29 protein-coding genes are annotated in these 24350 nt (G+C 33.0%); 20 read left to right on the top strand and 9 right to left on the bottom strand.

Going from position 1 to position 24350, the window contains the following annotated elements; genetic code table 11:
• Window positions 1-59: 59 nt before the first annotated feature.
• Entirely contained in the window at window positions 60-1265 is a 1206-nt protein-coding gene (locus NLJ82_RS22700) for an argininosuccinate synthase (RefSeq protein WP_000412313.1), read from the top strand.
• Window positions 1262-2653 carry an argininosuccinate lyase gene (gene argH / locus NLJ82_RS22695; protein ID WP_000041272.1) on the top strand — a complete coding sequence of 464 codons (1392 nt, stop codon included), beginning with the start codon at window positions 1262-1264 and terminating at the stop codon, window positions 2651-2653. The genes NLJ82_RS22700 and argH overlap by 4 nt, the downstream gene beginning before the upstream one ends.
• A gap of 54 nt (window positions 2654-2707) precedes the next feature.
• Here argH and NLJ82_RS22690 read toward each other — a convergent pair whose 3' ends face one another.
• Both NLJ82_RS22690 and NLJ82_RS22685 read right to left on the bottom strand, forming a co-directional pair.
• A complete protein-coding gene (locus tag NLJ82_RS22690) occupies window positions 2708-3274 on the bottom strand; it encodes a DinB family protein (protein WP_000834361.1) in 567 nt (188 codons plus the stop codon).
• Window positions 3275-3369: 95 nt separating this feature from the next.
• Window positions 3370-3549 (bottom strand): hypothetical protein, encoded by a 180-nt coding sequence (locus tag NLJ82_RS22685; protein WP_000342760.1) that lies wholly within the window; start codon window positions 3547-3549, stop codon window positions 3370-3372.
• Window positions 3550-3644: 95 nt separating this feature from the next.
• Here NLJ82_RS22685 and NLJ82_RS22680 point away from each other — a divergent pair, with 95 nt between their 5' ends.
• From NLJ82_RS22680 to NLJ82_RS22660, 5 genes are all read left to right on the top strand, one after another.
• Complete coding sequence (locus tag NLJ82_RS22680; RefSeq protein WP_001252901.1) at window positions 3645-4340, top strand: hypothetical protein; 696 nt, start codon at window positions 3645-3647, stop codon at window positions 4338-4340.
• A gap of 548 nt (window positions 4341-4888) precedes the next feature.
• Window positions 4889-4978 (top strand): class III lanthipeptide, encoded by a 90-nt coding sequence (locus tag NLJ82_RS22675; RefSeq protein ID WP_000994777.1) that lies wholly within the window; start codon window positions 4889-4891, stop codon window positions 4976-4978.
• Window positions 4979-5022: 44 nt separating this feature from the next.
• A complete protein-coding gene (locus NLJ82_RS22670; RefSeq protein ID WP_000994778.1) occupies window positions 5023-5112 on the top strand; it encodes a class III lanthipeptide in 90 nt (29 codons plus the stop codon).
• A gap of 64 nt (window positions 5113-5176) precedes the next feature.
• Window positions 5177-5686: a GNAT family N-acetyltransferase gene (locus tag NLJ82_RS22665; RefSeq protein WP_000528928.1), complete on the top strand. Its 510-nt coding sequence runs from the start codon at window positions 5177-5179 to the stop codon at window positions 5684-5686.
• Window positions 5687-5754: 68 nt separating this feature from the next.
• Window positions 5755-8271, top strand: coding sequence for a class III lanthionine synthetase LanKC N-terminal domain-containing protein (locus NLJ82_RS22660; protein ID WP_000999991.1), 2517 nt, complete (start codon window positions 5755-5757; stop codon window positions 8269-8271).
• 137 nt (window positions 8272-8408) lie between these two features.
• Here NLJ82_RS22660 and NLJ82_RS22655 read toward each other — a convergent pair whose 3' ends face one another.
• The 3 genes from NLJ82_RS22655 to NLJ82_RS22645 form a co-directional block, all read right to left on the bottom strand.
• The gene (locus NLJ82_RS22655; RefSeq protein ID WP_000749778.1) at window positions 8409-9698 is read right to left on the bottom strand and encodes an MFS transporter; all 1290 of its coding nucleotides are present in this window, start codon (window positions 9696-9698) and stop codon (window positions 8409-8411) included.
• A 104-nt stretch (window positions 9699-9802) separates the two neighbouring features.
• Complete coding sequence (locus NLJ82_RS22650; RefSeq protein ID WP_000659475.1) at window positions 9803-10255, bottom strand: ArsR/SmtB family transcription factor; 453 nt, start codon at window positions 10253-10255, stop codon at window positions 9803-9805.
• A gap of 547 nt (window positions 10256-10802) precedes the next feature.
• Entirely contained in the window at window positions 10803-11261 is a 459-nt protein-coding gene (locus NLJ82_RS22645) for a universal stress protein (protein WP_001066673.1), read from the bottom strand.
• Window positions 11262-11408: 147 nt separating this feature from the next.
• Between NLJ82_RS22645 and NLJ82_RS22640 the strand changes: the two genes are divergently transcribed.
• Complete coding sequence (locus NLJ82_RS22640; RefSeq protein WP_002028605.1) at window positions 11409-12200, top strand: SDR family oxidoreductase; 792 nt, start codon at window positions 11409-11411, stop codon at window positions 12198-12200.
• A 213-nt stretch (window positions 12201-12413) separates the two neighbouring features.
• Window positions 12414-13547 (top strand): alanine dehydrogenase, encoded by a 1134-nt coding sequence (gene ald / locus NLJ82_RS22635; protein WP_001219405.1) that lies wholly within the window; start codon window positions 12414-12416, stop codon window positions 13545-13547.
• A gap of 60 nt (window positions 13548-13607) precedes the next feature.
• On the opposite strand, the gene NLJ82_RS22630 is transcribed toward ald, so the two are convergent.
• A protein-coding gene (locus tag NLJ82_RS22630; protein WP_085964325.1) for an IS3-like element ISBth10 family transposase occupies window positions 13608-14953 on the bottom strand; the annotation gives its coding sequence in 2 pieces (ribosomal slippage) (window positions 13608-14512 and window positions 14512-14953; 1347 coding nt in all).
• Between the two features lie 136 nt (window positions 14954-15089).
• On the opposite strand from NLJ82_RS22630, the gene NLJ82_RS22625 reads away from it, so the two are divergent.
• The 7 genes from NLJ82_RS22625 (at window position 15090) to NLJ82_RS22595 (ending at window position 18807) form a co-directional block, all read left to right on the top strand.
• On the top strand, window positions 15090-15299 hold the full coding sequence (locus tag NLJ82_RS22625) for a hypothetical protein (RefSeq protein ID WP_000540691.1): 210 nt from the start codon (window positions 15090-15092) through the stop codon (window positions 15297-15299).
• Between the two features lie 146 nt (window positions 15300-15445).
• A complete protein-coding gene (locus tag NLJ82_RS22620; RefSeq protein ID WP_000411496.1) occupies window positions 15446-15778 on the top strand; it encodes a cupin domain-containing protein in 333 nt (110 codons plus the stop codon).
• Complete coding sequence (locus NLJ82_RS22615; protein ID WP_000736722.1) at window positions 15775-16563, top strand: GNAT family N-acetyltransferase; 789 nt, start codon at window positions 15775-15777, stop codon at window positions 16561-16563. The genes NLJ82_RS22620 and NLJ82_RS22615 overlap by 4 nt, the downstream gene beginning before the upstream one ends.
• 2 nt (window positions 16564-16565) lie before the next feature.
• Window positions 16566-16910, top strand: coding sequence for a DUF6176 family protein (locus NLJ82_RS22610; RefSeq protein WP_001100222.1), 345 nt, complete (start codon window positions 16566-16568; stop codon window positions 16908-16910).
• A 123-nt stretch (window positions 16911-17033) separates the two neighbouring features.
• Window positions 17034-17543 carry an RNA polymerase sigma factor gene (locus NLJ82_RS22605; RefSeq protein ID WP_000017722.1) on the top strand — a complete coding sequence of 170 codons (510 nt, stop codon included), beginning with the start codon at window positions 17034-17036 and terminating at the stop codon, window positions 17541-17543.
• Window positions 17524-18537 (top strand): anti-sigma factor C-terminal domain-containing protein, encoded by a 1014-nt coding sequence (locus NLJ82_RS22600; RefSeq protein WP_000087163.1) that lies wholly within the window; start codon window positions 17524-17526, stop codon window positions 18535-18537. The genes NLJ82_RS22605 and NLJ82_RS22600 overlap by 20 nt, the downstream gene beginning before the upstream one ends.
• Window positions 18538-18600: 63 nt before the next feature.
• Window positions 18601-18807, top strand: coding sequence for a hypothetical protein (locus NLJ82_RS22595; RefSeq protein WP_001248905.1), 207 nt, complete (start codon window positions 18601-18603; stop codon window positions 18805-18807).
• A gap of 14 nt (window positions 18808-18821) precedes the next feature.
• Here the strand turns inward: NLJ82_RS22595 and NLJ82_RS22590 are convergent, their stop codons facing one another.
• Window positions 18822-19649, bottom strand: coding sequence for a DUF2785 domain-containing protein (locus NLJ82_RS22590; RefSeq protein WP_000917773.1), 828 nt, complete (start codon window positions 19647-19649; stop codon window positions 18822-18824).
• 90 nt (window positions 19650-19739) lie between these two features.
• On the opposite strand from NLJ82_RS22590, the gene NLJ82_RS22585 reads away from it, so the two are divergent.
• Window positions 19740-20117: a hypothetical protein gene (locus NLJ82_RS22585; RefSeq protein ID WP_074601433.1), complete on the top strand. Its 378-nt coding sequence runs from the start codon at window positions 19740-19742 to the stop codon at window positions 20115-20117.
• A 20-nt stretch (window positions 20118-20137) separates the two neighbouring features.
• A complete protein-coding gene (locus NLJ82_RS22580; protein ID WP_001038938.1) occupies window positions 20138-20500 on the top strand; it encodes a DUF3221 domain-containing protein in 363 nt (120 codons plus the stop codon).
• Between the two features lie 27 nt (window positions 20501-20527).
• On the opposite strand, the gene pepQ is transcribed toward NLJ82_RS22580, so the two are convergent.
• Window positions 20528-21625, bottom strand: a complete 1098-nt coding sequence (pepQ, locus tag NLJ82_RS22575; RefSeq protein WP_000994043.1) for a Xaa-Pro dipeptidase — start codon at window positions 21623-21625, stop codon at window positions 20528-20530.
• A 149-nt stretch (window positions 21626-21774) separates the two neighbouring features.
• On the opposite strand from pepQ, the gene NLJ82_RS22570 reads away from it, so the two are divergent.
• Window positions 21775-22458 carry a metal-dependent hydrolase gene (locus NLJ82_RS22570; RefSeq protein ID WP_000868956.1) on the top strand — a complete coding sequence of 228 codons (684 nt, stop codon included), beginning with the start codon at window positions 21775-21777 and terminating at the stop codon, window positions 22456-22458.
• Between the two features lie 40 nt (window positions 22459-22498).
• Here the strand turns inward: NLJ82_RS22570 and NLJ82_RS22565 are convergent, their stop codons facing one another.
• Window positions 22499-22660 (bottom strand): hypothetical protein, encoded by a 162-nt coding sequence (locus NLJ82_RS22565; protein ID WP_000976310.1) that lies wholly within the window; start codon window positions 22658-22660, stop codon window positions 22499-22501.
• A gap of 244 nt (window positions 22661-22904) precedes the next feature.
• On the opposite strand from NLJ82_RS22565, the gene NLJ82_RS22560 reads away from it, so the two are divergent.
• Complete coding sequence (locus tag NLJ82_RS22560) at window positions 22905-24218, top strand: CBS domain-containing protein (RefSeq protein WP_000201583.1); 1314 nt, start codon at window positions 22905-22907, stop codon at window positions 24216-24218.
• Window positions 24219-24350: the final 132 nt, after the last annotated feature.

Below are 24350 nucleotides of genomic sequence, written 5' to 3'. Positions count from 1 at the left end.
TGTTAAAGTGTGAATTATTATAAAAGAAAATGAATATTTATTCTTTAGGGGGATGCAAAATGGAGAAGAAAAAAGTTGTATTAGCATATTCTGGAGGCCTTGATACTTCCGTTGCAATTAAATGGTTACAAGAGAAGAATTATGATATTATTGCGCTTTGTTTAGACTTAGGGGAAGGTAAAGACTTAGCATTTGTAAAAGAAAAAGCACTTTCAGTAGGTGCAATTAAATCATATATGATTGATGTTCAAGAAGAATTTGCAAACGAATATGCATTGATGGCGATGCAAGCACACACGTTATATGAAGGGAAATATCCTCTCGTTTCGGCGTTATCTCGTCCACTTATAGCAAAGAAATTAGTAGAGATTGCAGAACAAGAAGGAGCGACTGCAGTGGCACACGGATGTACAGGGAAAGGGAATGATCAAGTTCGTTTTGAAGTTTCTATTCAAGCGTTAAATCCTTACTTAGAAGTGATTGCGCCTGTACGTGAATGGAAATGGTCACGTGAAGAAGAAATTGCCTATGCAAAAGAAAACGATGTACCAATTCCGATTAATTTAGACAGCCCATTTTCAATCGATCAAAACTTATGGGGACGCAGTAATGAATGTGGCATTTTAGAAGATCCATGGGCAGCACCGCCAGAAGATGCATATGAGATGACATTAGCATTAGAAGATACACCGAATAAACCAGAGTTTGTAGAAATCGGCTTTGAAGCAGGCGTACCGACGACTTTAAATGGTACTGCATACCCACTTTCAGAACTTATTAAAACGTTAAATGCACTTGCTGGAAAACATGGCGTTGGACGTATCGATCACGTAGAAAATCGTCTTGTCGGTATTAAATCGCGTGAAGTATACGAATGCCCAGCAGCAATGACATTAATTACGGCGCATAAAGAACTTGAAGATTTAACACTCGTAAAAGAAGTAGCACATTTTAAACCGATGATTGAGCAAAAAATAACAGAGCTTATTTATAACGGTTTATGGTTCTCGCCTTTAAAACAAGCGCTTCATGCTTTCTTACAAGAAACGCAAAAGAATGTAACAGGCATGGTGCGTGTGAAATTATTTAAAGGTCATGCAATTGTAGAAGGACGTAAATCTGAGTACTCTTTATACGATGAAAAATTAGCAACGTATACTGCTCAGGATGAATTTAATCATGATGCAGCAGTTGGATTCATTTCATTATTCGGTTTACCGACGAAAGTATACAGCCAAGTGAATCAAAAGAAGGTGGAAGCGTGAGCAAACTTTGGGGCGGACGTTTTACAGAAGAAGCGGAAGCGTGGGTTGAAGAGTTCGGGGCATCCATTTCCTTCGATCAACAATTAGTAAATCAAGATATAAACGGGAGTATTGCGCACGTAACGATGCTAGCAAAGCAAGGCATCGTTACGAAAGAAGAAGCAGAGAAAATAAAGATAGGTCTTCAATATTTATTAGAAGAAGCGAAACAAAATAAATTGCATTTTTCCGTTGAAGCGGAAGACATTCATTTAAATATCGAAAAGATGTTAATTGAAAAAATCGGTGAAGTAGGCGGGAAACTTCATACTGGCCGAAGTCGTAACGATCAAGTAGCGACAGATATGCACTTATATTTAAATGAAAAAGTAGAGCATATTATAAAAGCTACAAAACAATTGCAAACTGTTCTTGTTCATCAAGCAGAAAATAATATTGAAACGATTATGCCTGGCTATACGCACTTACAGCGTGCCCAGCCAATTTCATTTGCGCATCATATTCTCGCTTATTTTTGGATGTTAGAGCGCGATGTGAATCGTTATGAAGATTCATTAAAGCGTATTAACATTTCACCATTAGGAGCAGGAGCGTTAGCTGGGACAACATTCCCGATTGACCGAGAATATAGTGCGGAGCTTCTTGGATTTAATGGAATCTATGAAAATAGTTTAGATGCAGTAAGCGATCGCGATTTCATATTGGAATTCCTCAGTAACTCATCTATGCTTATGATGCACTTATCACGCTTTTGCGAAGAACTTATTTTATGGAGTAGCCAAGAGTTTCAATTTATTGAAATGAGCGATCAATACGCAACGGGAAGCAGCATTATGCCACAAAAGAAAAATCCAGATATGGCGGAACTTATTCGTGGTAAAACAGGCAGAGTGTACGGTAATTTATTTAGCTTACTTACAGTAATGAAAGGATTGCCGCTCGCTTACAATAAAGACTTGCAAGAAGATAAAGAAGGAATGTTTGATACAGTAAAAACAGTAGAAGGATGCCTTCATATTATGGCAGGCATGCTAGAGACGATGACTGTCAACAAAGAAAAAATGGGGCAAGCTGTAACGCAAGATTTCTCTAACGCAACAGAAATTGCTGACTACTTAGCAAACAAAGGACTACCATTCCGTCAAGCTCATGAAATTGTTGGAAAGCTAGTGCTGCACTGTACACAAAAAGGAATTTATTTAGTAGATGTACCACTTGAAACGTATAAAGAAATGAGCTCGTTATTTGAAGAAGATTTGTATGAAGTGCTGTCACCATATGCAGCTGTAAAGCGTCGTAACAGTGCTGGCGGGACTGGATTTGAGCAAATTGAAAAAGCTTTGGAGAAGGCGAAGGGATTGGTTGGAGAGTTTGTAGGAATTAAATGATGTATAAGATAGAAGGTAAGGTGCTTTTTTAGAAAGCACCTTATCTTTTTATATTTAGATTTTCAGGGGAGTATCTATCATTTCATAATTATTTTTCATAATCATAAAATGATGTTTCTCATGTATCGCTAATAGTTGAATAGATTGAATCAAATTAGGATAGTGAGCAATTGGATCTAAAAATACGATATGCCCTGCAACATTTTCTTCTATATTTTGAACGAGTTTTTTTATTTCATTTGTTTCACGTGTAAGTAATTCTTCTAATTGAGTTACATTCATAGATTGATAGACTTTTTTTGAAGGGATTAAAATCCAAGGTGCTTTCATTCCTTTGCCATGCTTTTCTTTATATTCGGCATAAATGTCATGTATTTCAGTGGAAAATGAGGCATTTTTTCTTAGCTTTGCATAAGGGATAAGGGTGAATGAGAATTTAATCGCTACTTTGAGCATTTTTGCAATTAAATATAAGTGATAAAAATGCTCCCCAATAGACCATTTTCCATTCTGCGGGCGATACCATAGTTGTTCTTGAGATAGTGAATGGAGATGAGGAAGGAACTCGTTCCTTTGTACATGTAATGTTTGAAAATGTTTTGAGATATTTTCGGATTTCATATTTTGACACCCTCCACATTTTTCCTAATTATAGCATTTTTCGTGTGGATGTAGGTAGGCCTAGAGCAATTTGCTCTAGGCCTAAAATGTATCGATTAATCATACTTATGTCGATCTTCCGTAATTCGAATATACTCAATATCCATCAAATCTCTAAGCAGTGCACCGTTACTTAGTTCAACTCCATGTTTCTCTTTAAAATGAGTACGAATCGTATCTAACATTTCGATTTCTTTCCCATTCACATCTAAAATAATACGTTCAGAATCATCCATGTGGCATCCTCCTTTTTTAAACATATATATTTTGTCCGTCTATTTCTAAAAAATGTATGTTAACCTAATGTTAGGAAATAAGAAGGGGATGGAAAATGAGACGTATTTATTTTATAGGGTTAATTTTGTATACGCTAATTGTATTGCACGTTGCATTCCCAAATATCTTTTCATTTGAGGATGTAGAAACAGTACATATCGGGATATTTATCTTTATTCTATTTGTAGTAGACTGCTGTATTTCGATATGGCTTTCGAAAAGAAAACCTGTACAAGATAAAAAAGAAATGGAACGAAAAAAGAGAAAACGTTCATTTTGGATAACGACGTATTGTTTTTCTTTAGTGATTGCCGCTGCTTGTTTTAGTGAACATATTCCATTAGAAAGAGTAAATATTGGATTTGGAGCGTTCGTATTTGCATACTATTTTTTCATGCATTTTCTTCCTTATATGAAAGAAAAGCGAGGAGAAGGGGAAGATCCGCTTGTAGAAGAAGTGAGAGAACAAGAGCATAAGAGAATAGAAGAAGATATACAGAAACTTGGGGAACAAAAATGGTATTTGAAATCTAAAATTATATATGTTCTTTGCTTTATTACGCCGCCAATCGGTTATTTGTATGTATTCTGCCTTCGTAAAAAAATGACAGAAGATGCAAGGCAATCTTATTTAACAGTAGCTACGATTATGATGGCATTATGGTCTTTGAAGTTTCTTCCGCCTTATGTGTTGGCGATTGCTATTGTTGTGGTAGTTTGTCTTGTATTTATAGTGAAGTATCTCACATAGAAGAGTTAAAAAGCATAACCCCGTACTAAATTTAGTGCGGGGTTATGCTTTTTTGACCTTGATAAAAAAATGATTCTTAGCACAGTACCAAACTTTATATCTTTACAATTATTTTTAGAGATTTAAATCATTTTCTTCGTTTTTGAGGACAAGTAATTTTTTAGAGAAATGGTTATGAACCTTGTATTTATGTTAATTAAATTTTCAAGATTAGTAAGAAATTTAGAGGATAAGTAGTTTAATATATTTTTATAAATATTAAAAGAAAATAATTTAGCTTCATTGATAGTTTCGGATATTGTCGTATAACCAGCTTCATGCACCTTTATATTTTACTAAAATTGTGATTTAATATTCTATAACATAGTTAACTCATAGGAAATGTGAGTTTTAAAAAGATTACTGTTTAAAAAAACAAACAGTAATAAAAAAAAATAACTATTAAATTTTTTTTATTGATAAAGTTAAAATGAAATGGTAAGATATTACCAACAGATTGAATTTACTGAAAAAATTTAATCTTAAATCAAATGCTAGGAGGGATTCTAATGAATGCTGTATTAAACTTACAAAAAATTAGTGCTAAAGTTGAAGAAAAAGGTATTATTTATACTCGTAAATGCAAATACGAAGGTTAATTTAAAAGAAATTACTAATAAATCAAATACTAGGAGAGATTCTAATGAATGCTGTATTAAACCTACAAAAAATGAATGTAGAAGTTGAGAAAAAAGGTATCATTATTACTAAAAGATGCAAAATGGCTGATTAATAGAGTGAAAATGGATAGATATTGATCTATCCATTTTTTCTATAATTTTTTTGGAGGAATTCAGATGGGGAATTATCAAAATATATCTTTTAAAAAAGCTGAAGAAAAGGATTTAGATTTTCTTTTTAAATTATATACATCAGATGAAGTTGTGGAGCAGGCATTAAGTCCAGACATTAAGTTAAATAACCCTGAAAATTTATTAGATACGATAGAATTTTTAAGAGACGAATCTAATGGAGCCCTTTATATTGTTAAAAATCATACTAAACCCATTGGTGTTGGTATAATTTACGATTACTCCAAGTTTCATCAAAGGGCAAAAATTGGAATATCTTTATTGAAAGACTGCACTAACGAAGGATTTGGAAGCGTAATTTTTAATTTTTTAATGGAGAAGTTAAAAGAAAAAGAAGCTATTATTAAAATTTCAGCAGAGGTATTTGAATATAATCCACTTGCAATACGATTTATAGAAAAAAAAGGGTTTATAAATGAATGTACTTTTCAAAAACATATAAAGAAAAATAATCAATTTTATGACTTTAAAATATATTCTACTTGGTTAACTTAAAGTTAAAATGCATAAGAAAAAATATAGAAAGTAGTGTGAATAATTTGAATGAACGGGATTTATCGCAAATGAATGATTCTTTTTTTTATTATAGTCAAAATAATAAAACGGAAAAAAATATATATATAAAAAACTCGTTTATGAAAGATGTATCTTGTGATTATAATTTCTTCACTCAATTTGATTTGTCGCTTAAACCATTACCTAGACAGGGCTGGAAAATACACATTTCCTGTTACTATGATAACTATCAAGATATATTAAATATAGTTAGTGATTATTGTTTTAGAAATAAAATTACATTTAAATACATAAATAACACGAATATTCTTTTTTCTCTTCTTGAGAAATCTGCTAATAGATTTAGTGCTGGTAAATACATTACAATTTATCCAGATGATGAAAAAAGCTTCAAATACATATTGGAATCTTTATATGATGAATTAAAATTATTTAATGGTCCATACATATTGACTGATAAAAGATATCTTGACGCAAAAGTTATATATTATAGATATGGTTTAATTAATCCTCAAAGTGATTCCTATCAAGATTATTTAATTGGTCCTGATGGAGAGACAATAAAGGATCTAAAAGACTGTTACTATTTTCAGCCCGATTTTGTTACCCCTCCTTTTAGTGAGGAGCTGATACAGGAACCTAAATATTTATCTAAAAAGTATTTAGTTGAAAGTGCTATAAATATTAATAATAGTGGAGGAATATATATAGCTTATGCAAAAGAGATGCATAAAAAAGTGGTCTTAAAAGAAGCACGTCCATACGTTGGGATTTCAGAAGAACTAACAAGTATATATTTTCGGAAGAATGAAAAAAGAAATCTTGGAATATTGGCTTCGTCTCCTTATACTCCTAATATAATAGATGAATTTTGGGAGTGGGAACATTACTATATAGCTCTAGAATATATTGAAGGTATTAATTTCAGTGATTATGCTGCATCAGCTGGACCAGCGGTGATGCATAAAGAAAATAAACAAGAACTTATTCATTGTTATAAAAAAATTAAAGAAATATTTATAAATATTTTAAAAGCGGTTATTGAATTTCATAAATCTGAAATAGTATTAGGAGATATTTCTTCTGATAATATAATAGTAAATAATACGAGTATTACTTTTATTGATCTAGAAGATGCACAATTAATTGATAAAAAGCCTCAATTTAATGCGAAAACAGTTGGATTTTATAATGAGGGAATAGATGAATTAAGCCTTAAAAATCAGGATAAACAAAAGTTAGGATATTTATTCTTAAATATGTTTAGTAATAGTAATAAACTGCTCTATTTAGATCGAACCGGAGGGATGACAGATCGTATTTTCCAATCCTTTGCTATTGAATATCAAGTACCGAAAATTTTTGTGGAAATCATAAATCTGCTGATAAAGTCTAAAAATATTGAGCTTGAATATGTCTTGAAGTTACTTGAAAATGATAATTTAAAAGTTACATATGATAATGCTATCAAAAAAGAAATTTATCCCTGTTTATCAGAAGAAATTAATAGCTTAAAGAACACTATCCAATACCACTATAATAAACATAGCAAAGCTTTTTATCCTATTAATTCTCCTGAGAAAAATGATTATAGTTTATTATACGGATATCCATTAATATCCTTAATGGGTGGAATTCATATTTCAGAAGAAAATCATATGAAGGATCAAATTTTAAAAATTAATGATATAAGTCTAGCTAATGGTATTTCTGGATACCTATTTTACAAGTCCTTAATCGGTCAATTCAAGGATATTGAAAGCTATATAAAAAAAATTGATAATGAAATTAAACATTTATCTGATATAAATATACGCAATGGTTTATGTGGTATTGGTATTACTTACTTACACATGTATAAAAAATCACAAGATAAATCATTTCTTACTAAAGCTATAGATTTAGAAAAAAGGATTCAGAAATTAGTTATCTCTGAACTTGAAAAAGACTTAATAGGAATAAACTTAGGATTGTTAGATGGATTGACGGGGGTTGCATATTTCTATACATATTTATATGAATTTACTTTAGAAACTAAATATTTAGTTTTATCTGAATCTCTTATAAAAAAAATACTGTCTCATAAAAAAAATATTTTTAAGGGAATTTCACTTCCAATTAAATCCAATTCAAATGTTTTTTCACCATATTTAGCCAATGGTGGAGCCGGATTAGTAAAAACAATAATAAGGCATTTGAACTATAGTACTGCAAGTAAAGATGTATTTGAAAAATATCTACTCCTACTCTTGGATGGAATAGATAGTAAATTCGCCTCTAACCCGTCATACTTCTATGGATTAGCTGGTATTGGCGATGCTTTTCTTGATGCTTACCATTATTTTAATAATGAATTATATCTACAAAAAGCATATGAAATATTCCAGAGTATACAATTATTTAAGGTGCCATTTGAAGGGAATCATTATTATCCAGGAGTTGACTTACTGAATTTAGGTTTGGATTTTGAAAAAGGATTAGCGGGTATTCTCTATTTTTATAAAAAATTAAATCAAACAATGAAATCTAAAGATAATTCTTTATTACAAAATACTTCCTGTTGATTATACATAATATTCATATATAACTTTCTATACTAATAGACTGGATGATAAGTAATAATCGAGAGGAGAAAGCCGGATGGTATTAGATACCATCCGGCTTTCTCCTCTATATGAAAGGATTTTAAATATATTTTCAACTAAGAAATAATCTTGTTATCTTTACGTAACACACTTTTCTCTAAGATTAATCTTCTTTCTTTTTTTAAGAGTTGATAGGTAGAAAGATTTACTGTTAGAATTATCGAGATTCCTACAGAAATAAATATCATATTAGGATTTATCTTTTCAAAAAGAATACCAAAAATAACTATTCCTAGCGGATTAAACAATTGAACGGAAGTAAAAAATATACTAAAAACCCTTCCTTTAAATTCTTCTTTAATAGTTTTATGTAAGATGACCATAATTGGTATATTTACACTTGTAGTTATACCTCCAATTAAGGCATTTATTATAAAATAGTATACAGTTATCCATGTATTATTTAACGAGAATAGGAAAGGAATACTTATTAAAGATACTAATATGCCAATACCGATAATACCAAGTTGTAAGTTTCCTAAAGGATCTTCTATATCTTTTCTTATACTCATAATAATACCGGCAATAAATATCCCAATTGCGATTCCTGATTCAATTAATCCATATTGAATATCGTTGACCTGAAAGGTTTTAATTGCTACAAAAGGTAACCCTATAAACAAAGCAGTAATGAATAAGTTAACAAATACCGCCATACCAATAACAAATTTAATAATAGAATTTCCCCTAATATAATTCATACCTGAAAGAAAAGATAACCAAATGCCCTCTTCATTTTTTTCGTATTCAGTGGATTCGTTAACACTTTTATTAAAGTTAAAATTAATAATGATATTAACAACAAAAGAAAGTGCTTCTGTAAAAATTATTGTTAATACAAATGAAGGGAATTCTTGGTAGGCATACAACAAACTGCCGAACACTGGTGCTAAAATCATAGATAAAGATGATGATACTTGTAGAAAGGAATTAGTCCTCTGAATATCTTTATTAAAGACAAGTGAACTAATGGAAGCGTTAAATGCAACGCTTAAAAATTTATCACACGTATGTAAAACAATTAATAATAATATAGTTGTAATATACATATATGAATCAAATGATTTTGAAAAAATAAAAAAGAATATCAATGATAATATGCTTAATATTTGAGCTCCTTGTACAATTATTTTACGGTTTAATTTATCGACCGTATATCCCACTAAGGGGGTTAGTAGAAGGGATATTAAAGGTCCAATCAATATTGTTATCCCAAAACTTAATGCAGATCCAGTTTCTTTTAAGACAAATAAACCTATACCAAATGAAAACACTTGGCTACCAAAATTACTAATAAAGTGGCTTGTTAATACTTTTATTATTTGAAATAAAGATGATTTTTTCAAAACACATGTCCCCTTCGTTTTAGTTCTTATACTGTTTGTTTTTTTGTTACAGTAAAAAAAAATAAACTGTATATTAAAAATTAAAAGTACTTATATAAGTACTTCTAATCTACTTTTGTTAAAGAAATATGCATTTGTATTTTAGAATCATTTTGAGATGATTTTTCTTCAAAATTTTTGCAAAGCTGTTTAAGGGATTCATAAAATTCTTCAGCTAGACTCTCACCAAATTGAACGTTGAATGCTTTAATAAAATTATTATTAGATTCATTTTGTTTAAGTAGCAAATCAGGAGAAGCGATGATGGATTGAGCAATTGGCTGATAAAACATTTGTATGAAATTTCGGACTTGTTCAGTTTTGACTACTTCTATTAAACCGTTTTTTTCCAATTCTTTTAAATGATAATGAATTTTAGAACGTGGAACTTCAAGTTCATCACTCAACATTTGGCTTGTTAGAGGTTTTATACCAATTAGGTGTATAATTTTCACTCGGAGAGGATCGCTAATACTTTTAAGTTGTTCTAAGCTATCTATCATGTAAATTTCTTTCATTAATAATACCATCCTTCCAATTTTTTTTAGTATATCATCAACTTTCATAACAGTCAATTTTTTTAAACAGTAACGTTTTTTTTTGTGGTTTTGATAGACTATACATATCACATCTATATGAATTTCACGACTTATTAAAATGAGATATTTTCAGTTATGGTTATTAATCATTTTAGAGTACCACTACATCACTATCAAATAAAGAAACACGTTCTTTCCCAAAATGGTAAAAATGAACTTTGGTTGTATAAGAAACAAAAAAATTCATTTGATTTAGTATTTCTTTGTTATTTTAGTCGTTCATAACTCCTTCTAATATTAGTATGAATGATGATCTTTATTCAGAAAATAGAGCGGATTAAAAAGCACTAAATGTAGTAATAAACAAGCGATAAAAGCATAAAAAAATAGACGTATCTAAAACATTGTTAGATACGCCTTAAAAATATATTGTAAAATAACATGTGTTGTCGTGTAATTTAGCGTATTTATCTTTAATTCCTTTAGATTCAGTATTACAAATTTGATTTGAAGTTTTATTTATAAATTAAAGCTCACCTTGCTCCTCATCACCACGAACAACAAGGACATCGCATTTCGCATAGCGAATAATATGTTCAGAGACGCTACCAATTAGGAAACGCTCAACAGCATTTAAACCAGTTGCACCACACATAATTAAATCTACTTTATGATTTGGAGCGATTTCTTTTGAAATTTTTGATTTAGGATTACCAAATTCTAATACAGTTTCAATTTTTTCAAGGCCAGCTTCAAGCGCAGTTTTTTTGTAGTCTTCTAATAAGTCTTCTGCAAATAGATTTGCACGTTCAGCAATTGCACGGCTATAAGCTTCTACTGCTGAGTATGCTTTTACATCAACGATATGAGCAATAGTTAATGTTGCATTGTTGCGTTTTGCGACTTGAATTGCTTTTTTAAAGGCTTTTTCTGCTTCTTTAGAACCATCCACCGCGATTAAAATATTTGTATATGTATTATTCATAGTAAATTCCTCCCAATCATTTTTATTACCGTTTACAACTTTATTATAAAACAAATTTTGGTAATGTGCTTGTCGGAAACGTTACAGAATTTCGAAAACTCTGTTTTGATTCATTTTAGTTGTAATTGGTGCGAGAACTTGTTACATATGAACTATAGCAATTTAAAAGGGGGCCGTTTTGTGAGACACGCGCTCATTACAGCCGGTACGAAAGGTTTAGGAAAGCAAGTAACAGAAAAATTATTGGCTAAAGGCTATTCAGTAACAGTAACATATCATAGCGATATCACGGCTATGGAAAAGATGAAAGAAACATATAAAAATATGGAAGAGCGTCTACAATTCGTACAAGCGGATGTCACGAAAAAGGAAGATTTACATAAAATAGTAGAAGAAGCGATAAGCCGTTTTGGCAAAATCGATTTCTTAGTTAATAATGCTGGTCCATATGTATTTGAACGAAAAAAGTTAGTCGATTATGAAGAAGATGAATGGAATGAAATGATTCAGGGTAATTTAACAGCGGTGTTTCATTTGTTGAAACTTGTCGTTCCGATTATGAGAAAACAGAACTTTGGCCGTATTATTAATTACGGATTTCAAGGGGCGGATAGCGCACCGGGATGGATTTATCGTTCAGCTTTTGCCGCAGCGAAAGTAGGACTTGTTTCATTAACGAAAACAGTGGCTTACGAAGAAGCTGAATATGGTATTACTGCAAACATGGTATGTCCTGGTGATATTATTGGTGAAATGAAAGAAGCGACGATTCAAGAAGCACGTCAGTTGAAAGAACGTAACACACCAGTTGGTAGATCTGGAACAGGTGAAGATATTGCAAGAACGATTGCGTTTTTATGTGAGGACGATTCCGATATGATTACCGGTACAATTATTGAAGTGACTGGTGCAGTTGATGTTATTCATAGACATCGATAGAGAAAAATAAAGAGAAGTTTCGAATAATTGGACAGTTTATCCTTTATGCAAAGAGGTGCGGATAATACTGTCCTTTAATATAAAATTAAATCTATCGGAAAACTTGTATTATTTTTTGTCAAATATTGAGATATTATGTTAAAATATAAGAGCGTAGAAAGCGCTTTAAAAAATGATTCAGGGGTCATTTCATAACTCAAGGGGGAACTAATAATGCGTATCGGTATTCCAACAGAAATTAAAAACAATGAAAACCGCGTGGCAATGACGCCAGCGGGAGCAGTACATTTAGTACAAAATGGTCATGAAGTTTTTGTTCAAAAAGGAGCAGGTTTAGGATCTGGCTTTACGGATGAAGAATACGTACAAGCTGGTGCGAAACTTGTTGAAACTGCTGAAGAAGCATGGAATCAAGATATGGTTATGAAGGTAAAAGAGCCAGTAGCAAGTGAATACGGTTATTTCCGTGAAGGTTTAATTTTATTCACATACTTACACTTAGCTCCAGAACCAGAATTAACGAAAGCATTAATTGATAACAAAGTTGTATCAATTGCATACGAAACAGTACAATTAGACAATCGTTCATTACCATTACTTGCACCTATGAGTGAAGTAGCAGGTCGTATGTCTGCACAAATCGGTGCACAATTCCTTGAGAAAAACAAGGGTGGTAAAGGTATTTTACTTGCAGGCGTTCCAGGGGTAAAACGCGGCAAAGTAACAATTATCGGTGGTGGTCAAGCTGGTACAAACGCAGCGAAGATTGCAGTAGGTTTAGGTGCAGATGTAACAATCATCGACTTAAGTGCAGAACGTCTTCGTCAACTAGATGACATTTTCGGTAACCAAGTAAAAACGTTAATGTCTAATCCATACAACATCGCAGAAGCTGTAAAAGAATCTGATCTTGTTATTGGTGCAGTATTAATTCCAGGTGCAAAAGCGCCAAAACTTGTAACAGAAGAAATGATTCAATCAATGGAACCAGGTTCTGTCGTTGTAGATATCGCGATTGACCAAGGTGGTATTTTCGAAACAACTGACCGTATTACAACTCATGACAACCCAACTTACGAAAAACATGGCGTTGTTCATTATGCAGTTGCTAATATGCCAGGTGCGGTTCCACGTACATCAACTCTTGCATTAACAAATGTAACAGTACCATATGCAGTACAAATTGCGAACAAAGGCTACAAAGATGCTTGCTTAGGCAACACTGCATTACTAAAAGGTATTAACACATTAGATGGATACGTAACATTCGAAGCAGTTGCAGAAGCTCACGGTTTACAATACGCTGATGCGAAAGAGCTTCTTGAAAAAGCTCCTGCTTTATCATAATTAAAATATATGTAGCCTTCCTTTTTGAAGTGACCCCCGAAAGTTAGACAGGTCGTTTCATTAGGCAGCCTCTAGGATATGAGCCCGGTATTGTACTGGGCTCATACCCTTTAATTTTGCCTTAATTCTTTTATGGTTATAGTATTCTATATACTTTGCTAATTCTTGTTTGAAATGTGTTATATTTTCAAATTCTTTTCGATACAGAAATTCCGATTTCATGATACCGAAGAAATTTTCAATAACGGCATTGTCATAACAGTTTCCTTTGCGAGACATACTTTGAGTTATGCCACAATTCTTAAGAGAATGACGGTATTGTTTCATTTGATAGTGCCAACCTTGATCAGAGTGAATGAGGAGTTTATCCGGATCGGTTACACAATAAAGTGCTTGGTCCAACATCGTTGAAACAAGGGAATAGGTCGGTCTGGGACCAATTGTATACGTGATAATTTCACCATTAAATAAATCCAACATTGGTGATAGGTATAACTTCTCCCCAAATAATTTAAACTCCGTAATATCTGTAACCCACTTTTCATTTGGTTTTTCAGCTTGGAAGTTGCGATTTAAAATATTTGGCGCAATTTTCCCAACTGTCCCTTTGTAAGAGCGATATTTTTTCATACGAACCAGACATTTTAACCCTAATTCTTTCATAAGGCGATACACTTTTTTATGATTTACTTTGTGTCCACGATTCATAAGTTCATCACGAATACGACGATAGCCATAACACCCATCGTGTTCATTATAAATAGCTTGAATCAGTTCTTTTACCTCCGCATTTGGATCAGGACGATTAAAACGTTTCATCCAGTAATAGTACGTACTACGTGGAATGTTTGCGAGTTGAAGTAACTCCTTGATAGGAAATTCATGCCTTAACTCGTAGATTACTTGCGCTTTGTCTTGTTTGGTGATTTTTCTTTGTTTTGAACTAAGGCATTCAACTTTTTTAAATATGCATTTTCCATACGTAAACGCTCATTTTCCGCTTGTAAGGCTTCGATTGATCCTTCATCTACTGGTTTTATTTTTTTATCTTTCATGGTTGGACGCCCCTTTTTCTTTAATTGTAGGGCATCCAGTCCTCCTGTTTCATAAGCTATTTTCCATTTCCGAAGTGTTTCATAAGACGGTATATTGAAAAGTGCCGCTGTTTCTCTGATAGATGTCCCGTGTTCATTCATATAATAAAGTACATCTAGTTTATACTGGGCTGGGTAGAATGTATAGCACTTTTCAAAGGCCTTTTCACCTGAAGACTCATATCGTCTAATCCACTCACGAAGTACGCTAGGGTTAACTCCTACAGATTTAGCAATTATTTTTCCACTTTCTGTACCATCTAAATATCGTTTCACCGCTTGGATTTTTTCTTTTGAAGAAAATTTAGCCATAAAAAATGCACCTCCAATTGTTAGACTGTGTCTAACAATTGGGGTGCACTTCATTTTTTAGGAGGGCTTTTATTTAAAATAAAAATATCTTATAATATAAATAATGAGAAATTAGGATAAGAATGGGAGGCACGACATGGGGTATATTTATGATATTTTGTCATCTGTTTTGCTTATAGCAGGAATTATTACAATGATTTTAGGTAAAAAGAAGAATAATCCGAAACTAAGAGGTATTGGTATTGGAATTGTAACCGCAGTACTTATTATTGGATTGCCTGATTTTGCAAAAGGTTATATGAAAGGTGTACTTTCTGCTGGAGATAGTACATTTCCGATAAAATAAAAAAAGATCTTTAATTTTTCTTATAGTTAGGAAAGATTAGGGATCTTTTTTGATTTCAGAATATGGGATTTTTTTCTTGTTAGTAAAATACCTCTTATGCTAATTTTAAGATAAGTATATAAAGGGGTGTAAAGGGGAGAGATTCTATGGAAAAAATAAATTTAATAGAGCTAACAAAAGACATTCAAGATCAACATAAAAACTTCGTCGTTTCAAATGTAAATAGTCATTGTTTACGAATCGCTGTGTTTACTGGTGAATATGATTGGCACTATCATTCTAATTCAGATGAATTATTTATTGTGTTAGAGGGAGAATTACTTATTGATTTTGAAGATGGAGAAACAGCGGTATTAAAGCCAAATGATTCTATTTTAATTCCAGCATGTACGATTCATAGAACGAGAGCATTAAAGAGAACGGTAAATCTTTGTTTTGAACATATAGAGGCGGATACGATTAAAGTGGAGCAATTATGAAAAAATTATCTGTAGCCGAGTATAGAAAGATCTTTCCGATTTTAGAAAGTCATACAAAAACGACAACGTTTGCTTATGCGGTATGTGATCAAGTAATAGATGGTGAGGTTTTTGCAAACGAGAAATTAACAGCAGGACTAATTCGTACAGTTAACGGTATTTATTATGTATTTGGTCATACGGATGATCAAAATTATAACGAAGATTTATTTTCGTTTATAAAAAAGGCTATTGAAAAAACAGAGAAGAGATTTACATTGTTCTCTTCGAGTGACGAGTGGGAAATGATGATAGAAGAACGTTTTAGTCATGTACTTCGAAACATTCCGCGAATGAAATTTCAAAGCGTAACCTTTGAAGAGAGAAAACGAGATTGTAACAAAAATATATATGAAGTGAAGCGTATTGATAGAAGAGATATAGAACGAAGCGGTGAATTTACAGAGGAGTACTACAAAGAATATTGGGGATCAAAAGAAACGTTTTTAAACGGTGGTTTTGGATTTTGTATAGAACTAGAGGGAATAATTGTAGCGGAATGTGTTTCAATATTTAGTGGGAACGGATTTGCTGAAATTGATATTGTGACGCATAAAGCATATCAAGGGAAAGGATTAGCCCAAGCTGTTGCAGCAAGTTTTATTGAACATTGCATACAAAATGATATTATACCGTGCTGGGATTGTTATGTAGACAATATTCCTTCGCAAAAATTAGCTAGTAAATTAAGTTTTTATAATCCAATAGAATATAGATTGTTTGTACGTAAGAAAAAGGGGGAATAAAAATGAATGTGGAGTTAACGAGATTTAAAGTGAAACAAGATAAAAGTCATCGTGTAGATGAATGGATGCAGCTTCTGAATGACAATATGAAAGAAGTACTTTTGACATTAAACGACGAAAAGATGTACGTTGAGACAATTTTCCGGGAAATAAGAGATGGGGAAGAGTACTTATATTGGTATTCTGTGCAAGGAGAAGGCGGGGCTCTTGTCGAAAATTCTCATCATGAAATTGATAAAAAGCACTTGGAATTTTGGTATGAGTGTATTGATGAAGAAGTACCGTCTGTTGATATGAAAACAGAAGTCGTTATGATTCAAGATGTTGTGAAGGACGCGATGAAATAATAGAATAGTATTTTTGAGAGAAGCACATCAAAATGGATGTGCTTTTTATTATTAAAATTTTTTTAAGAAAAGCTGTATACATTTTACGCTCTCAAACGTTGAGTATATAGAAAGGAGAGCTAGATGAGCCATGATACATTTGAATCGTTATTAATAGAGAAGTCAAAAGCTGTGTTTGGATACTTAATTAAGATTGGAGCAAATAGAAAAGAAGCAGAAGATATTGTACAAGATACGTTGTATAAAGCTTTATTGCTTATGGAGGAAATACCGTTAGAACATTTAACACCGTGGCTCTTTAGAGTTGCGATCAATCAGCACCGAGATTTACACCGAAAAGAAAAAAGACTAAATCCAATTGCGATTGAATCTGTCGTTCTTATTGGTCAAAAGTCATTAGATGAAGTGCTTTTAACAAGTGAACTACAAGGCGAGGTACAAGAAATATTGGAGACGATGACGGAGGAATATCGCCATATTTTACTGTTGAAATATGAATATGAACTATCTTATAAGGAAATTGCCATTTTATTAAATATGAAAGAAGAAACAGTGAAAACAAGTTTGTACCGTGCAAGGAATCAATTTAAAAAATTGTATAGGAGGAGAAATGATGAGTCGGAAGGACTTTGATTTGAATATGGATGATAAACAGATGAAAGCTTTGATGAAGAGAGCGAAGAGGAAGCAGTTTTGGAGAAATCTAGTAATCTCAGTAGTTGTGACAGTAGTCTTGATTGTAGGTGGTATTAGTTTATTAATTTATTTTAATGAAAAGAATAAGCAGGAAATGGATCAGAGAGTATATTTCAGACACAGTGTTCAAGGGCCTAATATTATTTTTAATGGACATACAAAGTTAAGCATGGGAATAGCTAGCGGTACAATGATGTACAGTTCCTATAAAAACATTCAAGGACAACCAGTTAAATGGATTGATGAAATTTATGAGTATTCGATTTTTGGTTACAGTCAAAAAAATGATAATGGAAATACAGGTTTAGAAGAAGAGAATATAAATAAACAATCAGAATTTGCTACAAGGCAAGATTACAATAGACAGACAATGCAAAGAGAAATGCGGTTTTATTTACCTTTTGTAAAGTATTTAAACTATGTGAATGATTTAGAGAGAATTAGTGAATTGCAGAATAAAGTCGCAGAGGTAGCTCTATCTTTTGATAAGGCATATACAGCGGAGGAAGTAGTAAAAATGCTCCCTGAAGGAATACGACCTGTGTGGCTTTGGGTAGATACATATGATGAAACGAAAGCAGAGACGTATACTGGGTTAACGGATCCTGAAACTGGAGCAGTGTTAAATGCAGAGGTATCAATGAACATTTTTGGCTTTGAGGGTAGTTATGCTGATAAGAAGGAAGACGAGTACAAGGATATTGAAGGGAACTCAATGGGGTTTATTGATGCTATGAAATCTTTAAGCGAAAATAAAGGGGGATATCAAGAATATTTTAGGGAAAATTATAATGAAATGAAAAACTTCGAACCGAAAGACCTACCAATATACGGTGTAGTCGTAACAGGCAAAACAGAGGATTTACAAAGTTTACAAGGAGCACCATATATTAAGGCTGCTGTTAGAGGTGTAACAGTTGAGAAATATTAATTACAGTCTATTAATGTGAATAATCAGAAAATTTATGTTATAATATATGAAAAGGAGGTTCATATGAGGCAAATACATGGAGCAATTTATATTTACATAACAATGTTTTTCGTGGCGATATCTTATGGATTAGGGCACGTGTATTCGCATCCTATACTAACTTTTTTAAGCGGAGCATGTATGGCGTTTGCGCTTCTTGTCCACCTTTTCTCAGTTTGGATCGTGAAATTTCAATTAAATATTAGTGAAATAGAAGAAGGCACTTTCTAAGTGGCCTTCTTTTTTTAATAATATTTTGGAAGCTCTTGTAGCAATTTTTCAACTTCACATTCAGTTTCTTCACATATAGAAAGCTTGCGCAGTCTGAAAAATAAGCTGCGTAAGAAAGATTTTATGTTCCCATATAGAAACTCGTACGATTCAATATGTAATGTTTGTTTTTTTGCGGGTAATTGAGCTACTAAGTCATGAAGGGCTAATATGAGTGCTTCTTCCTTTAAGCCATTTTGTAGCATTGCGACAATCGGATAAACGAGACGCTCGTCTTCTTCATATTTGTAGTAAATAGAATGGACACAGACTTTGTTTAATAAAGTTTGTAATATTTCTTCGTAATGTAAAGTTTCCAGTTTAGGACTACGAACAAGCGCTTCAAATGTATCGGAAGCATGAGCGATACTATGTGCCCAGCCGTGGTTTTGCACATATCCCCGGAAATCATGTTCGTTGTTCATATATAGAATTAGTTGATCTTTTACATTTGAAATATCAGTCTGTGATAAGAAATTATGATTTGTATCAGCATCAATAATGAGCGCAATTAATAATGTTGTAAATGCACGGGTAAATACCGCATCTTCATCATCCGAATGAATCTTATACAATAAATATTTTTCACCGATGCTTTCTAATAGTAGTTTCTGTAATTGCGTGTGAGAAAGGTAGTCCTTTTTGATGAGATGATAAAAAGTAGAGTAAATAAGTTTGTCTCTTAAATAGCTATCAGTATCCCCGATATGCTCAAGCATACTGTAACTTAAGGGATCAATATGAAGTGTGTCATCTATGATGTAATTATTATTACGAATTTCTTCTAACTGTTGTTTTAACATATAAACCTCCTATTTTAGAAAATTCTGTATTTTAATAGTATAATAGAAGGAAGAAATAGACAATAAATAAGTGCATTTGAATGGAGGGGCATGATGGAGAGAGCATTATTCTTTTTCATTAGTATTTTCTTTTTAGGAAGCTGCTCGATTTGGTATGTTACTTTTTCTAGCGAGAGCAAAAGTTGGACGGGACAATATAAAGGCCATATTAAGGATGACAGTGAAGATGGAATGTTTACATTTCGGTATAAGGGCGGAGATGGAAATACAGAATTTAAAAATTTAGAGATTGCTATTAATGGAGCCTTTAGCACAATGACACAAACGTCAGAAAATCATAAAGGAGCAAAGATTGAAATGAAGTCTTCTTGTGTAAGTTGTGCACCTCTATCTAAAGATGAACCGATAGAGATTGTGATTAAATGGGATGATAAGTATGAAGAGAAGATGGTTTTAAATCGGAAATAGCATAGAGTGAGGGGGTGAAAATGAATAAGAATAAGAGAGTTTCTATGTATATATTTTTTAGTATATTTCTACTCGTATTATCAGCGTGTACTACAAAACAAGTAGAGGTAAAAAAAGTACCTGAAGAAGGGTATATCATAGTAAGAAATGATGCGGTATTTTTTGTCGGTGATAAAACGTTTCATACAAAAGTAGAGTTGCAACATTATATGGAAAAACAAATGAATAAAGAGCATCCATCAGATATAGTGTTGAGTTTTAAGGATAAAGACGCATATAATCAATTAAAAACAGGGGATAAAATAAAAGTATGGTCTTCTCAAACGCTTGAGAGTTATCCAGCGAAAATGATAGTAGAGAAATTTGAAATAGTAGAGAAATAAAAAGGCAGCAATTAAGCTGCCTTTTTATTATTTTACAAATTGTAATTCTTTCGGGAATTTCGTTAAAATTTCTGATCCGTCTTTTGTGATATAAATATCATCTTCAATACGAACACCACCTACGTTTGGTACGTAAATACCTGGCTCGATTGTGAAGACCATACCTTCTTTTAATGGAGATTCGTTGCCAGCTTTTACATCTGGATATTCATGTACGCTAATTCCAAGTCCGTGACCAAGACGGTGCGGGAAGAAGTCGCCGTAACCTGCATCTGCGATAACAGAACGAGCAGCGTTGTCGATTGTGCCAAGCGTAACACCTGGTTTACATGCTTCAACTGCTTGTAGTTGTCCAGCAAGTACAGTGTTGTAAATACGATTTTGTTCTTCAGAAATCTCGCCGAATGCTACTGTACGTGTAATGTCAGAGCAATAGCCATCAATGATTACGCCTAAATCAAATAGTACGAAATCGCCGCGTTTCATTTTGTTTGCACCTGGAATACCGTGTGGAAGAGCAGAGTTTGCACCAGCTAATACCATCGTATCAAATGACATTTTATGTATGCCTTTTGTTTTTAATTCGTGTTCAATAATTGCTAATACTTCTAGTTCGCTACGATCTTCTTTAATTGCATTTACACCAACCTCAACAGCATAGTCTGCCATTTTAGCTGCTTCGCGTAAAATAGAAAGTTCTTTTTCGTCTTTAATTAAACGAAGTTCACGAACTTTTTCCTCAGCTGACGTGAAAGCTGCATTTGGGAATAATTTTGTTAATTCTTCGTAGCGCTCTACGTTTAAATGTTCTTTTTCAATTGCAACTGCATTTGCATTGATACCGCGGTCTTTAATTGCTTTTGCAATCATATCCCATGGTCTGTCAGTATCAGTAAATCCGATAATTTCATGTGCCCAGCCAGCGTTACGTGCTTGGCCTTCTTCCATTTTAGGGCAAATTAAAATAGGTTCTTTTTCTTGGAATACAAACATACCAAGAAGTCTTTCGTGTGGTTCACAGTGGAAGTTTGTCATGTAGAAGACGTTTGGTGTAGAAGTTAAGAACGCAGCTTCTACGTTTTTTTCTTTTAGCCATTGCATTAAATTTTCTAATCTAGCATTCATCGATTGGCACCCCCGAGATATTTAATTACAAATATAACTTTAACTCGGAAGAAAGCGTTATGACAAGTAAATAGATGTTAGAAAAGACAGGGAATTGAAAAATCATGTAGAATAAAAAGTGAGAATGTAATAAGGGGAGGAATGTAATAATGAAAGTATCTTATCACGGGCATTCAGTTGTAAAGATTGAAACGAATGGAAAAGTAATGTTAATTGATCCGTTTTTAACAGGAAATCCAAAAACAGATTTAAAGGCTGAAGATGTAAAAGTAGATGCGATTCTTTTATCACACGGTCATGGTGATCATGTTGGAGATACAGTAGAACTTGCGAAGAAAAATAATGCAGTTGTAGTGGCACCGTTTGAACTAGCGACATTTTTAAGTTGGCAAGGTGTAAAAACACATCCGATGCATATTGGTGGTTCACATGAATTTGACTTCGGAAAAGTGAAGTTTACACAAGCATTCCACGGCTCTAGTTATATTGATGAAGAAAATAAGACGATTACATATACAGGTATGCCAGCGGGTATTTTATTTACAGCAGAAGAGAAGACTTTGTATCATGCAGGGGATACTGCTCTATTCTCTGATATGAAACTAATTGGGGAACTCAATAACGTTGATGTAGCATTTTTACCAATTGGTGATAATTTCACGATGGGACCAGAAGATGCTGTTTTAGCAGCAAAATGGGTTCAAGCGAAAACTGTTGTACCGATGCATTACAATACGTTCCCGGTTATTGAACAAGATCCATATCAATTTGTAGAAAAGCTACAAAATTGTACAGGGAAAGTATTAGAAGCTGGAGAAAGTATTACACTATAGAAAAGAAACCCTTCATTTGAAAAGACAAGTGAAGGGTTTTTTACGTGTGTAGGACAGCTTGTAAAGGTTGTACTTGTTTTGATGATTCTTTTCTTTTTGGAAGTGGCTGTTCAGGTGTTTCATTCAATTCCATTGCAACTTTTTTCCCGTCTACGAAAGCTAACAATACAGCACCTACAACTTCTAATAATTTTTTCATCATGTATCCGCTCCTTTGTTTTATTTCTTGTCTTCATTGTATATGGAAGTGGCTGGACAAACTATCGAACGAGATGACAATACCATTACATTGTTGTAATAGAAGCAGTGGTGTAATGTAAGGCGTATTTTGTTATAAAAAAAATAGTACAGATATACAAAGAGAGAGTGTAACAGTTTTGAAAATATAGTATACTGAAAATACAACACATGAAGAATTTAGGGAAAAGAAAGTATGGTGAAACCATTTGGCTACCAAGCATAACCAAATTTTAGAACATATTAATAGCCTGCCAGTAGGGCATAAAATTTCTGTAAGGCAAATTGCAAAAGATTTGAGTGTAAGTGAAGGTACAGCTTATCGTGCAATTAAAGATGCAGAAAATAAAGGGTATGTTAGTACGATTGAACGTGTCGGAACAATTCGAATTGAACAAAAGAAAAAAGAAAATATTGAAAAGCTGACATATGCAGAAGTCGTTAACATTGTCGATGGTCAAGTACTTGGAGGCAGAGAAGGACTACATAAAACGTTAAATAAATTCGTAATCGGAGCAATGAAATTAGAAGCGATGATGCGCTATACAGAAGCTGGAAACTTACTTATTGTCGGTAATCGTACGAACGCACATCAATTAGCGTTAGAAACCGGAGCTGCGGTGTTAATTACGGGCGGATTTGATACGGAAGATCATGTGAAGAAATTAGCAGATGAATTAAAACTGCCGATTATTTCAAGTAGTTACGATACATTTACAGTTGCAACGTTAATTAACCGTGCGATTTACGATCAGCTTATTAAGAAAGAAATTGTACTCGTTGAAGATATTTTAACGCCAATTGAAGAAACGTTATATTTAAAGCCAGATGATACAGTGCAGCAATGGCATGCGTATAACGAAGAGACGATGCACGGAAGATATCCGATTGTTGATGAAAATAAAAAGGTATTAGGTATTGTAACTTCAAAAGATATGATCGGTGTAGCGAAAGAAACACCAATTGATAAAGTGATGACAAAACATCCGATTACGGTAAATGGAAAAATGTCTGTCGCAGCTGCGGCACGTATGATGGTGTGGGAAGGTATTGAGTTACTTCCAGTTGTTGATGAAGGAAATAAGTTGCAAGGTATTATTAGCCGTCAAGATGTACTGCAGGCATTGCAAATGATTCAACGTCAGCCGCAAGTCGGTGAAACAATTGATGATATTGTAACGAATCAATTTATGACGCCGAAAGAAGCGAAAAATGAGCATCTATATCAATTTTCAGTGACACCGCAAATGACGAATTCAATCGGAACGTTATCTTACGGTGTATTTGCAACGATTGTGACAGAAGCAACGAATCGCGTTATTCGTGCGCAAAAGAAGAGCGATTTAATTGTTGAGAACTTAACAATTTATTTCGTAAAACCAGTTCAAATTGATAATGTTGTATCGGTTCATCCGAAAGTATTAGAAATTGGACGTAAATTTGGTAAGGTTGATGTAGAAGTGCATCATGAAGGTAATGTTGTTGGGAAAGCATTACTTATGGTGCAATTGATCGATAAATAAAAAGATGGAGCAAGCCGCTTTGGTTTGTTCCATTTTTTTTAAGAAGGTATAGTAGAGCTTTTTAAAATTTAGTTATCAACTGAATCTATTATGTTTTGAATTGCAAAAGAAAAAGGTAAATTACGTTCTGTT

Source organism: Bacillus paranthracis, from assembly GCF_024296885.1.
Lineage (GTDB): Bacteria > Bacillota > Bacilli > Bacillales > Bacillaceae_G > Bacillus_A > Bacillus_A paranthracis.
Note: the sequence above shows the minus strand (reverse complement) of the source record. Positions and strands in the feature narration are given on the sequence as shown.